Here is a 14150-nt window from a genome sequence, read left to right on the forward strand (position 1 = left end):
TCACGATGAACTTCACCTCTGAACCGCAAAACAATTTACTGTGGCCTGACGATGGCACTAGTCGGATACCGTTCTGGGCCTACACTCGCGACGATATCTACCACCGCGAACTGGAAAAAATCTTCTATGGGAAGCACTGGTGCTACGTGGCGCTGGAAGCTGAAATCCCTGAACCGGGCGATTTTGTTCGCAGCGTGGTTGGCGAACGCTCGGTCATCGTGGTGCGCAATCAGCAGGGCGAGATCAACGTGGTTGAGAACCTCTGCGCCCACCGTGGCATGCGCTTTTGTCGTGAAAAATCAGGGAATCGCACCGACTTTGTGTGCCCCTATCACCAGTGGAACTATGACCTTGACGGTAACCTGCAGGGCGTGCCGTTCCGACGGGGCGTAAAGCAGGACGGCAAAGTGAACGGCGGCATGCCGAAAGACTTTAACCCGTCTGAACATGGGCTAAAAAAACTCAACGTCGCCCGCCATAACGGCGTGGTGTTTGCCTCGTTCTCATTCGACGTTGAACAGTTGGAGCACTATCTCGGCCCGGACATTCTGGCCTATTTCGAGCGCGTATTCAGCGGCCGTCAGCTAAAGCTGCTGGGCTATAACCGCCAGCGCATTCCCGGCAACTGGAAACTGATGCAGGAAAACATTAAGGATCCGTACCACGCGGGGCTGCTGCACACCTGGTTTGTCACCTTTGGCCTGTGGCGCGCGGATAACCGCTCGCAGCTGATAATGGATGATAAATACCGTCATGCGGCGATGATAAGCCGCAAAGGAAACGGCGGGAAAAGTGCGGTAACGCAAGGGGTGAGTAGCTTTAAAGAGCAGATGCAGCTGAACGACTCCAGCTTCCTCGACGTAGTTGAGGAACCGTGGTGGAACGGCCCAACGGTGGTGATGATGACGCTGTTCCCAAGCCTGGTGATTCAGCAGAACGTGAACTCGATGTCGGTGCGTCATATCCAGCCCCGCGGGGCGAATGAATTCGATTTTGTCTGGACACATTTCGGTTTCGCCGATGACTCCGAGGAGATGACCCAGCGCCGCCTGAAGCAGGCGAATCTATTCGGCCCGGCGGGGTTTGTCTCCGCCGACGATGGCGAAGTGGTTGAATTTTCCCAGCAAGGGTTACGCCAGAACCCGTCCCAACGCACCATCGCGGAAATGGGCGGCACCGGCTATGAAAATACCGATCACATGGTCTCGGAAACCTTAATCCGAGGGATGTACCACTACTGGCGCGGCGTGCTGGAGATTTAAAACATGATGATTAACAGTGAAATCTGGCAGCAACTGGTCACGCTGCAAACGGAATATAGCGATATCGTAGACCGCGCCGAATGGGATAAATGGACCGAACTCTTCACCGATGATTGTGTGTATAAGGTGATCCCACGCGAAAACTACGACCGCAAACTGCCGCTCTCCACCATCAATCTGGAAAGCAAAGGGATGTTGAAAGATAGAGTCTACGGCGTGGCCGAGACGCTGTTCCACGACCCGTACTATCAGCGTCACGTGGTGGGGCTTCCGCATATTACGGCAATGACCGAGGAAGGGATTTTCGCCCGCACCAACTATGCCATCTTTCGAACCAAAGCGGATGGACACAGTGAAGTGTTCAACGTGGGTTACTACCTGGATAAGGTCGTACAAACGGCAGAAGGGCTGCGTTTTGCCAGCCGGCTGTGCATTTTCGACAGCGAACTGGTGCCAAACTCCTTAATCTATCCAATCTGAGGTGAGTAGATGTCTGATAACTGGATTTTAGCCGCTGAACTCGCCGACTTGCCGGAAGATGATGTCATCGGCATTGACGTGAACGGTCATGATATTGCGCTGTACCGCACTGAAGATGGGGTGTTTGCCAGCGCCAATCTTTGCTCTCACGGCAATGCACGTTTGAGCGATGGCTTTCTGGAGGACGGTGAAATTGAGTGCCCGTTGCATCAGGGGCGCTTTTGCATCAAAACCGGCAAAGCGATGTGCAGCCCGTTAACCGAAGGAATCGCCACCTATCCGGTGCAAATTGAGGGAGAACAGGTCTACCTGAAGTTTGCCTGATAGCAATGCGGCCGGGCTGAAACCAGGCCGCATGAATAGGGGCTTACGCTGTCAGTTGTTCTACCACGTCCGCCACGCTCGTCACGTGATGGATACCCCCAATGCCGGTTCCCAGGGCGATATAGCCTTCATCGGTATTACCTTCCAGCATCCCCAGACGCAGGCCGCGCAGCCCGCCCATAACATGGGCAATCTCTTCCTTGCTGGCACCGGCTTTATCCATTTCAACCAGCGTTGACGTCAGCTTGCCTGGCAGTGAACGATAGTAGTCAGGCAGGGTGCGGAACAGGTTCAGATCCAGGCCGTTTGCCTCGACAATTTTGTCCTTAATGGTTTGGGGAACGCGACTTTCTTCGGTACTGATAAAGACGGAACCCGCAAACACGCCCTCTGCGCCCAGTGCATGTGCCGCTCGCGCCGTGCGCTTATCAACAATCCCTCCGGCGGCCAGCACCGGGACATGTTCGACAGCGTCAGCAATCAGCGGCACGATAGAAAAGGTGCCGAGCGCCGTCGCCGGCAGCGTACCGCCTTCATCAAAGCCCGTTGCCACGATAATATCCGCCCCGGCACGCTCAGCTTCGCGGGTGTTTTCGGGGGTAGGATTTATATCGCGGTAGATAATCGTAATACCCGCTGCTTTTAGTTCATCGAACAGCGCGGGGATAATCGCCCCCTGGCCATAGCCGGTATACACCACCACTTTTACCGCTTCTTCTTTGATGACCTGTAGAATACCCGGCGTCCAGATATCGTTCTCCGGGCTTGGGATCAGGTTCACGCCAAAGGGTTTGTCGGTCAATCTTTTGGTTTTACGGATCTCTTCACGCATTTTCTCCGCCGTGGCTTCCGGGGTAGAGACCGCCGTTTCCGCCGTTAAACCGGCGTTTGGCCCCAACACTCCCAAACCACCGGCGTTGCTGACGGCCGCAACCAGGCGGGCATCGGTGAGCCATGACAGCGGTCCCTGAATGACAGGTTTTTCAATGCCAAGAATCTGACTGATACGGTTATTTTTCATGATGTTATCTCCTAATCGCAGCGCAAAATGGCTGGTATGCGTGCAGTGTAGGCGTCTTTATTATTAAGAAAAATAGTGAAAAAAGTGCATCACTATTATTAAATAAATAACAATAAGAACTTACTCCACAAAGGCATGCCGTATGCAGATAAATCTATTTGAAAATATTAAGATTTTTATTGAGATTATTGATTCGGGTAGCTTCAGTAAGGCGGCTGAAAATTTGCAGCTGCACCGACCGGCGGTCACCAAAGCCTTACAGCAGTTGGAAAAAGAGAGCGGGGTGAGGCTATTGCAGCGCACCACGCGGCGTATTTATCTGACGCCGGAAGGGGAAGAGTTTTACCGACGCAGCAAGCCGCTATTGGCGCAGGCTGACGATCTGCTGGCATCGTTTGCACCGGAAAAACCGTTGCATGGTCAGCTACGCGTCGATATGCCCATCGCCTTTGCGCGTCTGGTGGTGGTGCCGAAATTACCCCAGTTTTACGCCAGGCATCCGGATCTCGAGATAATCCTCAGCAGCTCAGACATGCGTCGGGATATGCTGCGCGATGGGCTGGACTGCGTGCTGCGCATGGGTGACCTGGACGATGGCGATTATGTCGCTCGACCGTTGGGGAATATTAAAATGACGACCTGCGCCAGCCCGGAGTATCTGGCCCGATACGGTACGCCGGAAACACTGGATGATCTTAAGGCGCATCACCAGGGGGTAAACTGGATCAATAGTAGCAGCCGACAGATCATGCCATGGCGTTTTGAAACGGCAACGGGGACTGCGGAAATCGCACTGCCGGGGAAACTTATCCTCGATAATTCCGAAGTGTATATTTCAGCTGGTCTCGCAGGGCTCGGCTTATTACAGGGTATGAATTTCTTTTTACAGCCCTATATCGACAGGGGTCAGTTGGTGGAAGTGCTGCCCAATCACCCTTGCCCGCGGCGTCAGCTTTCGCTGATGTATCCGCATAGACATCTATCGCATAAGGTTCGCGTGTTTGCTGAATGGATGGATAGCCTGCTGGATGATTTACGTTAACTTCGCAGCCATACTTCGTTATCCAACGAAGCATTGCCATTTCATCTCTTTATAGTGGTCTCACTTATCTGGAGGAGACCGCGATGATTGCCGTACTGTTTGAAGCCAATGCCGTTGCTGAAAAGCAGGCCCGATATCTTGAACTTGCCGCCCAACTTCGTTCTGAGCTCGACAACGTTGAAGGGTTTATTGCCATCGAGCGCTTCCAAAGTTTAACGACGGAAGGGAAAATCTTATCGCTCTCGTGGTGGGAAAATGAAGACGCCGTGTTGGCGTGGAAAAGAAATACCCAGCACCAGGCCGCACAGAGAGAAGGGCAAGAAACAATATTTGCCAACTACCGTATTCGGGTAGCCCAGGTGCTTCGTGAATATTCATCCGACTCAAGGCTGGCCGCTCATGTTTGATATCCACGTTATACTGCGTAATAGTCCCGGAGAACTGGCGCGTTTAGGTTCCACGCTAGGGGAAAATGGCGTAGGGCTTGAAGGCGGCGGCGTTTTTAGCGTCGGTGACGAATCCCATGCGCATTTTCTGGTCAATAACGGCGAGCGGGCCAGGGAAGTGCTAGAGGCCTCGGGAATACCGGTCAGCAAGGTAAGCAAACCGCTTATCCGGCGGTTAAAGCAGGAGCGCCCCGGAGAACTGGGCAATATTGCTTTTGCGCTGTCCGAGCACGGGATTAACATACTTGTACAATACAGCGATCATGACAATCGATTGATTTTACTCACCGATAATAACGAACTGGCCGCTCAAGCCACCGGACAATGGGATGAATAAACCGCTTAACATCGCCCCGGCAAACGCTGATGGCAAGACGCTTGAAAGCACCATGTCGGAAGTGGCTGCCGCCATTGCTGACCCGTCGCGGATCAGCATGCTGTGCGCTTTGATGGATGGTCGAGCATGGACGGCAACTGAGTTAAGTGCCGTCGCGGATATATCCCCATCAACCGGTAGCGCCCATCTGGCAAAATTAGTGCAGGGGCAGTTAATTAGCTGTTTATCTCAGGGGCGCCACCGTTATTACCGTCTGGCCGGAAACGAGGTGGCGACGCTGCTGGAAATGCTGATGGGCGTGTCCATGCGAGCACAGCCGACAAGGCCAATTACGACCCCAGTCCATTTGCGAAAAGCGCGAACCTGCTACGATCACCTGGCCGGTGACGTTGCCGTCCGGCTCTATACATTCATGCAGGAAAAGGGCTGGTTTACGGAGGAAGGCACAGAACTTTCAGCGGTCGGATTAGCCGGTTTTCGACAAATTGGCGCCACGCTTACCGCACAAACCCGGCGCAAAACGGTCTGCGCCTGTCTGGACTGGAGCGAACGACGGCCGCATCTTGGTGGCAACGCTGGCGCCGCGTTATTAGCTGCATTTGAACATCATGGCTGGATTGAACGAATTGCTGGCTACCGGGAAGTGCGTTTTACCGATGCGGGAAGAAGGGCGCTGGCAAAAAACTTTGCCATCACCCTTAGCTGACATCTTCCGAGCGTTATGATTTACGTTGCGCCACTATAAAGAGGCGAGGGAACGCCAGCAATATCTGGCCATCTTGCTGTACCGGATAGTGTTCCTGCAGCCGTTGGTGGTAACGAGCTAAAAATTGCTGCTTTTGCGATTCATCCAGATCCTGCAGCCACGGCCGCAGCCCGGTGGCGCTGACCCAATCGATAATCGCCTGGTGCGAATTCATTTTGTGATAATAGGTTGTACGCCAGATATCAACCTCGCTTCCCGCCTGACTCAAAATATCATAGTAGCGATGAACGCTCGGCAGCGGATCGCGACCGCGATTAGGGTAGCCTTGTTCTTTTGCCACTTCACGCATCAAAACGTGCGAGGGTTCTTCCCAGTTATACGGCATCTGAACTGCCAGAAAACCATTATGTTTCAGTAGACTGATAAGTCTGGGGAACAGTTCATCGTGATCCGAAAGCCACTGCAGCGAGGCATTGGCATAAATCAGATCTGGCGGTATTTCTGGCTGAAGAGATCGTATATCCGCTTCAATAAAATGGCATTCGGGTAATGCATTTCGGGCTTCACTAAGCATTGCGGGGGAATTGTCGATGCCGGTAATGGCGGCATTTGGCCAGCGTTGATAAAGTAATGCCGTGCTGTTGCCGGGCCCGCAGCCAAGATCGAGAGCTGAAACAACATCGTTGAGCGGAATACGCGCCAATAGTTCAGCGGCTGGTCGTGAGCGTTCTGCCCCGAACTGCATGTACAGCGTTGGGTTCCAGTCGGACATATCAATTATCCTTAGGCGTTGTTAGGCAAGTGGTTGATGGGATATGTTATTTCAATGTTAATAAGGAATATTCCATGAAAATACGCTTCCCGTCCAGATTAGTTTCTGGCGATTTAATTGCGATAACCGCGCCATCGTCAGGCGTTCCTGCGCATCGCCATGCTCGACTTGATCTTGCCATTAATGCCTTAAAATCCAAAGGGTTTAGGGTTGTTGAAGGCCAGTGTTTGCGCTCGCAACATAAGAATAAGAGTGCGGATAAAGCGCTGCGGGCAAGTGAGCTAATGCAGTTTCTGTGCGACCCGGAGGTTAAAGCCGTAATGCCTCCCTGGGGTGGCGATCTGGCCATCGAGCTATTGGAGCTCATTGATTTCGAGAAATTAAAAGCGGTTGAGCCAAAGTGGTTTTCAGGTTTTTCAGACCTGACTACGCTGCATTTCCCGCTGACCATCTTAAGCGGCTGGGCAACCGCCCATGGCCCAAACCTTATGGAACTCGGCGCCAGAGTACTGGATGAAACCACAGGTCGCATCTGGACGGTGCTGGAGAGCGAACGTGGTAGCACGGTAACTCAATATTCGTCAGCACAGTATCAGGTTGAAGAGAACCAGTGGGGAGCAGAAACTGACACCGGTTTCAATCTGACTCAAAAAACAGTGTGGAAACGCCTTGATGGCAAAAGCGAGCGGCTCACGTTTACTGGACGATTAATTGGCGGATGTCTGGACATCATCGGCAGGATAGCCGGAACCCAATTCGGCAGCATTGAACCGTTTAAACAGCAGAGCACTGGCGATGGCGTCATTCTTTATTTTGAGAATGTAGAAATGGGCCCGTGTGAATTAACGCGGGCATTATACAGTTTACGTTTACAGGGCTGGTTCAGCGGCATCAATGGCATCATGATTGGCCGAAGTGCTGGGCCGAACGCTGACAGTGACAATCAACAGAATTATCTCGACGCGCTGCAATCCGCATTGGGGGATATCAACATACCGGTTTTATACGACGTAGACATCGGACACATACCGCCGCAAATGACGTTGGTGAATGGTGCAATGGCAACGGTGACGTTTAGTGATAGTGGCGGTTCGGTCGTGCAAGAGCTGTGGTGGTAAAAAACGGCGTGATTGTGATAATGGCGATAAAACGGACGGATTATTGAGGTGCACAATCACAGCCGCAAAACGTTGGATTTGGCCTGATTCTATGTTAGTGCGCATAATGTATATTATGTTAAATTACTTCCGTGAGTCTATTACTTCATGGTTCACTCGTGCGGCTACAGAATTCAGCATGTAGTGAATTTTGAGATACCTCCCTTTTGTTGCGCTAGGCCGTGCTACGATAAGAATTGTTTGCTAAGGCATCTACTCTGATTGGGATTGAACGCAAATAAGGAAGTAACATGCTGAACCCTGGGTTCGTTACCCGTAAAGCACTTGCTCAATGGCAGGATATACCCGTTTTCTTGCCACAGTTTCAGTTCCATGAAAAACACCAGACGGTCATCAAAACGCACTCGCCTGAAAAAATTCTGTCGTTAATTGCGACATTCGATATTCAGCAGGACGCCGTCATCCGGCTATTGATGTCGGTAAGACAACTACCGCAAAAATTCCGGCGCAATAAACAACACCAGACGGTTAGCAGCTTTGGCCTGGACAGTTTTACGCTTCTGGAAAAGTCAGCATCCGAGCTCTGCTACGGGCTGCGTGGGCAATTCTGGCGCGCTGATTTTGGGCTGGAGAATGTGCCGGATACTGATGCTTATCTGGCTCCAGTGATGCCGGGCAGCGCAAAGCTCTTACTGCGCTACCGAGTAAAAAAAGTGGAAGAAGGACATTATGAGCTGCAAACTGAGACGTTCATTTACTGTCCGGATCAAGCCACTCAGCTGAAAATGGCGGCTTACTGGCTTGCGATTCGGGCAGGGAGCGGATGGATTCGAAAAAGGACGCTGATGGCTGTTAAGTCCGCAATTTGACAACAAAAATAGGCGTCCCCCCTTCTCTCTGCACCATTTCCGCACATATTTAATAATGCCGAAGGCCCGACGATATCCTCGGGCCCTCAGTTATAACGCGTCTGAACGCTAAATTTGCGCCAGACCACCGTCAACATAGATTTCAGCCGCATTAATAAAGCGTGAATCATCGGATGCAAGGAACGCGACGGTTTTACCCACTTCTTCAGGTTCACCCAAACGGCCCAACGGCACGCCAGCGGCGAGAGCATCAAACAGTCCCTGCCGGTGTTCTTCATCAACCAACCCGCCAAGACCTGGCGTACGGATTGGGCCTGGGCTCACGACGTTAATGCGGATATCTCTTTCTTTCAGATCAAGAGCCCATGAGCGAACCAGACTGCGTAGCGCGGCTTTGCTGGCGCTATAAACGCTGAAGTTCGCCGTGCCTTTCACTGCGGCCGTGGAGCCGGTCAGGATCACCGAGGCGCCTGGGGTTAACAAAGGTAGCGCCTTCTGAACCGTAAACAGAACACCACGCACGTTGGTGCCGAAAATTCGATCGAAATGCTCCTCCGTGATAGCCCCAAGTGGCATCATGTCACCACCGCCGGCGTTGGCAAACAGCACGTCGAGACGACCCACGTCACTCGCAATCGTTGAAAACACGGTATCGAGGTCACTCAACACGGAAGCATCCGCGCGAATCCCTTTCGCCGCAGGGCCGATTAACGCCACGGCAGCATCCAGCTCTTCCTGTCGGCGTCCGGTGATATACACCTTCGCCCCCTGTTCAACCAACACGTGTGCTGTTGCAAGGCCAATACCTGAAGTACCGCCGGTTACTAACGCAATTTTTTCCGAAAGTTTCTTATTCATGATGCATTTCCTTAACTAAAGTATGAATATGCTAATTGAGTCATCGACTTACAGAGATAATCAGTCGTCTCAGTACGGTTGGTACTGTAGCGTTGTTAACCTATGCAGAAAAATACAGCAAAATGAAAAACACTCTTCACCTGTGTGAATAATGGCGCTTTATCGTCGGGATAATGTGAATAATGGATCGATTTTCAGCCCTCAAAGTCTTTACGCGCGTTGTCGAAACGAACAGTTTTACCCGCGCCGCAGACTCACTGGACATGCCAAATGCCACCATCAGCAAAACGATTCAACAGCTTGAGGCGCATCTGGGGACACGCCTGCTACAGCGCACCACGCGACGCATTACCGTCACGCCGGAGGGGCTGGAATATTATGATAAAGCGCTGCGTATTCTGACGGAGTTGGATGAGATTGATGCGTCGTTTAAAACCTCCAGCGCTAAGCCCAAAGGTCACCTACGGATAGCGATTGGCGGCTCAACCGCACGTGACGTTCTGGTGCCGTTGCTAGCAGATTTCATGACCATCTACCCGGATATTCGTATCGATCTCCAGGTCGCGGATAAACCTTCGGATCTTATTAGTGGCAATATTGACTGTGCTATCCGAGGCGGCCCGATGGAGGACTCCTCGCTTATCGCACGAAAAATCGGTGAAGCGACGATCATTACCTGCGCCACGCCAGGTTACCTGAAACGCTACGGCGTCCCCGCCTACCCTGATGAGCTCAGAAATGGGCACCGTCTTATCAGCTATTTGTCCCCCGCCAGCGGAAGAGCATTTCCATTCCGCTTTGAACACAACGGGGAAAAAATGGAGATAAAAGCGGAACATCATCTCGGCATTAATGAGAGCAATGCGCATATTGCCGCGGTAGAAGCCGGGTTGGGAATAGTGCAGACCTTTACCTACTCGCTAAAAAAAGCGCTGGCTGCCGGTGCGCTAGTAGAAATACTCGGTAAATGGCGTCCTGCTCCCTATCCTTTTCACGTGGTCTACGCGCAAAATCGCCATGTGCCTCCCCGGCTTCGAGTTTTCCTGGAATGGCTTGCTGGGTCGTTTCCGGCGGCAGTTAAGGAATAGCGTTAATATCGGGGGATAGTAATGGGTGACTACCAACTATCCCTCAATATACCTATTCTGCCTACACACGCTGACCTTATACGCATGGCCCGGTGGCGCAGCCGTACATCATAAACAGCGGGAATAATGGGAGTAATGGAATTAGTGCAATACTCCCCGCAGTGGTTAGCGACTGGGTTTTATCGTTGATAGACACCACAATTGGCTGATCTAGCCGGTAAGGTGCCGCCAACTCTTCTGCGTAAGAAGAGGACCAGAACCCGTTGGCTTTAAACATCACGCCAAGGTGGTCGTTATCAAGAGTTGTTGCCTTGTACTCATTGCGCAGAATAGTTTGCTGGTTGGCATCCACATTACGCTTATCAATCACCACCATGTATTCAGCCGTGACCTCATGATCCTTAACCGCAAAATTCACCCTCACGCCGGATGCCTGCTGATGGAAGCGCTGATAAAACGTGTTATAGCGTTGATATTCCTGCGGCATCCCCTCACGGAAAAAGCGATAACTGTGTTTTTCAGAGCTGGCAATAATGCCGGAATCAATCGGTTTAATCGCCACGATCGTTTCAGTCGGCGGCAGGTTCGGGGTATTGGCGCAGCCAACCAGTAGTAACGCTACCAGCAATGACGCATATTTCAACATGTCTTCTTTTCCTGTTCGCTATCGTGTTATTCACGACATCATAGAACCTGGACGTAGGTATTCGTAACCCCCAGATACTTGTAGCATTGCCATTCTTATCATCTTTTAGAAATAACAAAAAATGTGACAACGTCACTTAAATAACTAACAGTGACAATGTAACGATATGAATTATAATGAATTTAGTGCTTTTCCGTGCGCTGTGTGAATTCTGACATTTAACCAGTGCCATTGTACGTCAGAATCCGCGTACAACCGCCTTAAAATTGAGCGCAAATTTAACCTGCGTACCTGCGCCATTGCCGGATGCTCAGCTTTCTTGTAACCTTCCCTCGCACATCATTTTGGCCTCAATTTTAACGGACCTCCCATGACAGAACATATTTCTAAAGATCCTTTGCACGGCGTAACCCTGGAAATGCAGGTCAATGCGCTGGTAGCTCGTTATGGGTGGGAGCAACTGAGCAAGCTGATTAACATCAACTGCTTTAAGAATGACCCGAGCGTTAAATCCAGCCTTAAATTTTTGCGACGTACCCCGTGGGCCCGTGCCGAAGTGGAAGCGCTTTATCTGGACTCATTGACCGGTGACGTGGAAATAACGCCGGAAGAACCGGCGTTTAATCCGTGGGGAACGGGGCGAACTAAGGGTTAACGAGAATCAACGGTTTTCCACTGAACTGACGGTGACGAAGTTGATTTAACAGCGCGGGCAGTTTGTCAAAATCAGAGACCACCGTCTCCTCTGCCACTAAACGCTTCGTCGCCAGATCCAACATAATTTTTTCTCCGGCCGCCGTTAGCTGATGCCAGGCATCATCATCTCCGAACCAGTGGAGTGCGCCGAGCGCCACTTCATGCATCGACAACGTGCGACCAAACGGCGCGCATGGCCACTCCGTCAACCGCCCCTGAATCGCGATGATGTGACCATTTGCCTTCAGCGCGGGAGTCAGACGAGCTGCATGATCCTCGTTAACGCTATCAATCACTGCAAAGAACGTTGCCGCTTTTTCCTCTGGCCACGTGGTACCGGAAGGCAATGGCCCGGCGATGCAGGTTTGCGCGCCCAAAGTCTGCAGGCGCTGCCAGTGACGGGGATTGCACATCGCGGTAACCGCAAATCCTCTCGCTGCTGCAAACTGCACAAGATAGTGACCGACGGCACCGCCGGCACCGCTAATCAACAGCGGCGCTCCGTTAATTATCGGCAGCTTTTCAATAGCCAGCCACGCCGTTAGCGCCGGACAAGGAAGGCTTGCCGCCGTTTCAAAACTCAATGAATCAGGCAAGCGCATCAGGGCACGAGCGGCAACGGGCGTATGTTCCGCATAACTACCAGGCTTCAATAGGCTTTGGTGATACGCCACACGCTGGCCCAGCCAGCTTTGATCGACACCCTCGCCCAGCGCGACCACCGTTCCCGCGCCGTCAACGCCGGGGACATGGCCCTTTTCCCAGTCAACCAACCCCGGACTGAATACCTTCCAGTCAACCGGATTAAGTCCGATAACCGCGTTGCGAACCAGAACATCGCCCGCCGCGAGCTGCGGGACGGCGATACGCGTTAATTCAAGCGCTTCAGGTTCGGCGCTGCCCTGCCATGTCCAGGCAAGATGCGTATCAACAGGTTGTGAATATTCAGGCATAGGGCTTCCCTTGCTGTTGTCAGGATGAATAAGCATCAACAATAAAAAACTGGCAGAAATAAGGCAAATGACATATCGGAATGATGCTTATCATTTTGTGTGATATCACTGTAGCTAATTGATTGACTTCACCGTGAATAGTACGAAAATATTTGCCACTCGCGATAACCCGAATAACGGCACCTATGACTCTCAGTTCTTTTAGTTTCTCCCGAATGTCAAAAACGAAAAAAGCCGCCGCGCTGATTGCCGCCGCACTATTTCTGGTCAGCTGCGACTCAAAAACCCCCGTTAAAACGCCTTCTGGCGTGAATACCGGCAAAACCCAGCAGAATAATGAGCCAATGCGCGGCGTCTGGCTCGCAACGGTGTCTCGTCTCGACTGGCCACCGATTAGCTCAATTAACGCCAGCAGCAGTATGCAGCGCGTTATCCAGCAGCAGGCCGCGATGCGCGACAAGCTTGATAAGTTGAAAAGCCTCGGCATTAATACCGTTTTCTTCCAGGTAAAACCGGATGGCACGGCACTGTGGCAGTCGAATATTTTGCCATGGTCTGAAACGCTCACGGGCACCATTGGTCAGTATCCAGGCTACGACCCGCTACAGTTTATGCTGGATGAAGCGCACAAGCGCGGCATGAAGGTTCATGCCTGGTTCAACCCGTACCGCGTCTCCACCAATATCAAGCCTTCAACGGTTACCGCGCTGAACAATACGCTGTCGATGATGCCGCCGAGCGTTTACGTCCTGCATCGCGATTGGATCCGCACCGCGGGAGACCGCTTCGTGCTAGACCCAGGTATTCCGGAAGTTCGTGACTGGATAACCAGTATCGTGGCGGAAGTTGTATCTCGTTACCCGGTTGATGGCGTGCAGTTTGACGACTATTTCTACACCGAAACCCCGGCTTCAGCGCTGAACGATAACGCGACCTATCGCCAGTACGGTCAGGGTTTTGCCTCAAAAGCCGACTGGCGACGCCACAACACCCAGCAGCTGATTTCGCAGGTTTCGCACACCATTAAGCAGCTCAACCCGAACGTTGAATTTGGCGTGAGCCCGGCCGGAGTATGGCGAAATCGTTCGCACGACCCCGCTGGTTCCGACACCCGTGGCGCTGCTGCTTATGATGAATCCTATGCCGATACGCGCCAGTGGGTGCAACAGGGTTTACTCGACTATATTGCGCCGCAGCTCTATTGGCCGTTTGCTCGTGATGCCGCGCGTTATGATGTTCTGGCGAAATGGTGGGCGGACGTCGTCAAACCAACCAATACCCGCCTGTACATCGGTATAGCGCTGTATAAAGTGGGTGAACCGTCGAAAAATGAACCAGACTGGACGGTCCAGGGCGGCGTGCCAGAGCTGAAAAAGCAAATTGATATGAATGAGTCCGCCACCAATATCAATGGCACAATATTGTTCCGTGAGGGTTACCTCGAACAGCCGCAAACGCAGCAGGCTGTGGATTATTTAAAAAGCCGCTGGGGTAATTAAATAGAGAATGGAATCGGCGAACTGTCGTCGATT

17 protein-coding genes are annotated in these 14150 nt (G+C 52.0%); 12 read left to right on the forward strand and 5 right to left on the reverse strand.

Annotated features, from left to right (window positions below):
- Nucleotides 1–5 precede the first annotated feature (5 nt).
- The 3 genes from MY052_RS11925 to MY052_RS11935 are packed head-to-tail and all read left to right on the forward strand — an operon-like array spanning nucleotide 6 to nucleotide 2066.
- On the forward strand, nucleotides 6–1262 hold the full coding sequence (locus MY052_RS11925) for an aromatic ring-hydroxylating dioxygenase subunit alpha (RefSeq protein ID WP_202218041.1): 1257 nt from the start codon (nucleotides 6–8) through the stop codon (nucleotides 1260–1262).
- 3 nt (nucleotides 1263–1265) lie between these two features.
- Nucleotides 1266–1742 (forward strand): aromatic-ring-hydroxylating dioxygenase subunit beta, encoded by a 477-nt coding sequence (locus MY052_RS11930; protein ID WP_227675167.1) that lies wholly within the window; start codon nucleotides 1266–1268, stop codon nucleotides 1740–1742.
- Nucleotides 1743–1751: 9 nt separating this feature from the next.
- Nucleotides 1752–2066 carry a non-heme iron oxygenase ferredoxin subunit gene (locus MY052_RS11935; RefSeq protein ID WP_035896118.1) on the forward strand — a complete coding sequence of 105 codons (315 nt, stop codon included), beginning with the start codon at nucleotides 1752–1754 and terminating at the stop codon, nucleotides 2064–2066.
- 43 nt (nucleotides 2067–2109) lie between these two features.
- Here MY052_RS11935 and MY052_RS11940 read toward each other — a convergent pair whose 3' ends face one another.
- A complete protein-coding gene (locus MY052_RS11940) occupies nucleotides 2110–3087 on the reverse strand; it encodes an NAD(P)H-dependent flavin oxidoreductase (protein WP_202218042.1) in 978 nt (325 codons plus the stop codon).
- A gap of 148 nt (nucleotides 3088–3235) precedes the next feature.
- Between MY052_RS11940 and MY052_RS11945 the strand changes: the two genes are divergently transcribed.
- The 4 genes from MY052_RS11945 to MY052_RS11960 all read left to right on the forward strand — a co-directional run bounded on the left by MY052_RS11945 (nucleotide 3236) and on the right by MY052_RS11960 (nucleotide 5618).
- The gene (locus MY052_RS11945) at nucleotides 3236–4129 is read left to right on the forward strand and encodes a LysR family transcriptional regulator (RefSeq protein ID WP_248538934.1); all 894 of its coding nucleotides are present in this window, start codon (nucleotides 3236–3238) and stop codon (nucleotides 4127–4129) included.
- 83 nt (nucleotides 4130–4212) lie between these two features.
- Nucleotides 4213–4536, forward strand: coding sequence for an antibiotic biosynthesis monooxygenase family protein (locus MY052_RS11950; protein WP_248537032.1), 324 nt, complete (start codon nucleotides 4213–4215; stop codon nucleotides 4534–4536).
- Nucleotides 4529–4912 carry an amino acid-binding protein gene (locus MY052_RS11955; protein WP_115074182.1) on the forward strand — a complete coding sequence of 128 codons (384 nt, stop codon included), beginning with the start codon at nucleotides 4529–4531 and terminating at the stop codon, nucleotides 4910–4912. Before MY052_RS11950 ends, MY052_RS11955 begins: the two co-directional genes overlap by 8 nt.
- On the forward strand, nucleotides 4905–5618 hold the full coding sequence (locus MY052_RS11960) for an ArsR/SmtB family transcription factor (RefSeq protein WP_035896124.1): 714 nt from the start codon (nucleotides 4905–4907) through the stop codon (nucleotides 5616–5618). Before MY052_RS11955 ends, MY052_RS11960 begins: the two co-directional genes overlap by 8 nt.
- Nucleotides 5619–5631: 13 nt before the next feature.
- On the opposite strand, the gene tam is transcribed toward MY052_RS11960, so the two are convergent.
- A complete protein-coding gene (gene tam, locus MY052_RS11965; protein ID WP_248537033.1) occupies nucleotides 5632–6390 on the reverse strand; it encodes a trans-aconitate 2-methyltransferase in 759 nt (252 codons plus the stop codon).
- Nucleotides 6391–6464: 74 nt separating this feature from the next.
- On the opposite strand from tam, the gene MY052_RS11970 reads away from it, so the two are divergent.
- Nucleotides 6465–7508: a S66 family peptidase gene (locus MY052_RS11970; RefSeq protein ID WP_202218047.1), complete on the forward strand. Its 1044-nt coding sequence runs from the start codon at nucleotides 6465–6467 to the stop codon at nucleotides 7506–7508.
- 290 nt (nucleotides 7509–7798) lie between these two features.
- Nucleotides 7799–8377 carry a hypothetical protein gene (locus tag MY052_RS11975; protein ID WP_248537034.1) on the forward strand — a complete coding sequence of 193 codons (579 nt, stop codon included), beginning with the start codon at nucleotides 7799–7801 and terminating at the stop codon, nucleotides 8375–8377.
- Between the two features lie 108 nt (nucleotides 8378–8485).
- On the opposite strand, the gene MY052_RS11980 is transcribed toward MY052_RS11975, so the two are convergent.
- Entirely contained in the window at nucleotides 8486–9235 is a 750-nt protein-coding gene (locus MY052_RS11980; RefSeq protein ID WP_248537035.1) for an SDR family NAD(P)-dependent oxidoreductase, read from the reverse strand.
- Between the two features lie 182 nt (nucleotides 9236–9417).
- Here MY052_RS11980 and MY052_RS11985 point away from each other — a divergent pair, with 182 nt between their 5' ends.
- Nucleotides 9418–10323 (forward strand): LysR family transcriptional regulator, encoded by a 906-nt coding sequence (locus MY052_RS11985; RefSeq protein WP_248537036.1) that lies wholly within the window; start codon nucleotides 9418–9420, stop codon nucleotides 10321–10323.
- Nucleotides 10324–10399: 76 nt separating this feature from the next.
- Here MY052_RS11985 and MY052_RS11990 read toward each other — a convergent pair whose 3' ends face one another.
- A complete protein-coding gene (locus MY052_RS11990) occupies nucleotides 10400–10969 on the reverse strand; it encodes a hypothetical protein (RefSeq protein WP_248537037.1) in 570 nt (189 codons plus the stop codon).
- A 370-nt stretch (nucleotides 10970–11339) separates the two neighbouring features.
- Here MY052_RS11990 and MY052_RS11995 point away from each other — a divergent pair, with 370 nt between their 5' ends.
- Nucleotides 11340–11624, forward strand: a complete 285-nt coding sequence (locus MY052_RS11995; RefSeq protein WP_035895117.1) for a VF530 family protein — start codon at nucleotides 11340–11342, stop codon at nucleotides 11622–11624.
- On the opposite strand, the gene MY052_RS12000 is transcribed toward MY052_RS11995, so the two are convergent.
- The gene (locus MY052_RS12000) at nucleotides 11614–12618 is read right to left on the reverse strand and encodes a zinc-binding dehydrogenase (RefSeq protein ID WP_248537038.1); all 1005 of its coding nucleotides are present in this window, start codon (nucleotides 12616–12618) and stop codon (nucleotides 11614–11616) included. The genes MY052_RS11995 and MY052_RS12000 overlap by 11 nt on opposite strands.
- A gap of 215 nt (nucleotides 12619–12833) precedes the next feature.
- On the opposite strand from MY052_RS12000, the gene MY052_RS12005 reads away from it, so the two are divergent.
- Nucleotides 12834–14117 (forward strand): glycoside hydrolase family 10-like protein, encoded by a 1284-nt coding sequence (locus MY052_RS12005; protein WP_248537039.1) that lies wholly within the window; start codon nucleotides 12834–12836, stop codon nucleotides 14115–14117.
- Nucleotides 14118–14150 lie beyond the last annotated feature (33 nt).

This window comes from Kluyvera ascorbata, assembly GCF_023195735.1.
Lineage (GTDB): Bacteria > Pseudomonadota > Gammaproteobacteria > Enterobacterales > Enterobacteriaceae > Kluyvera > Kluyvera ascorbata.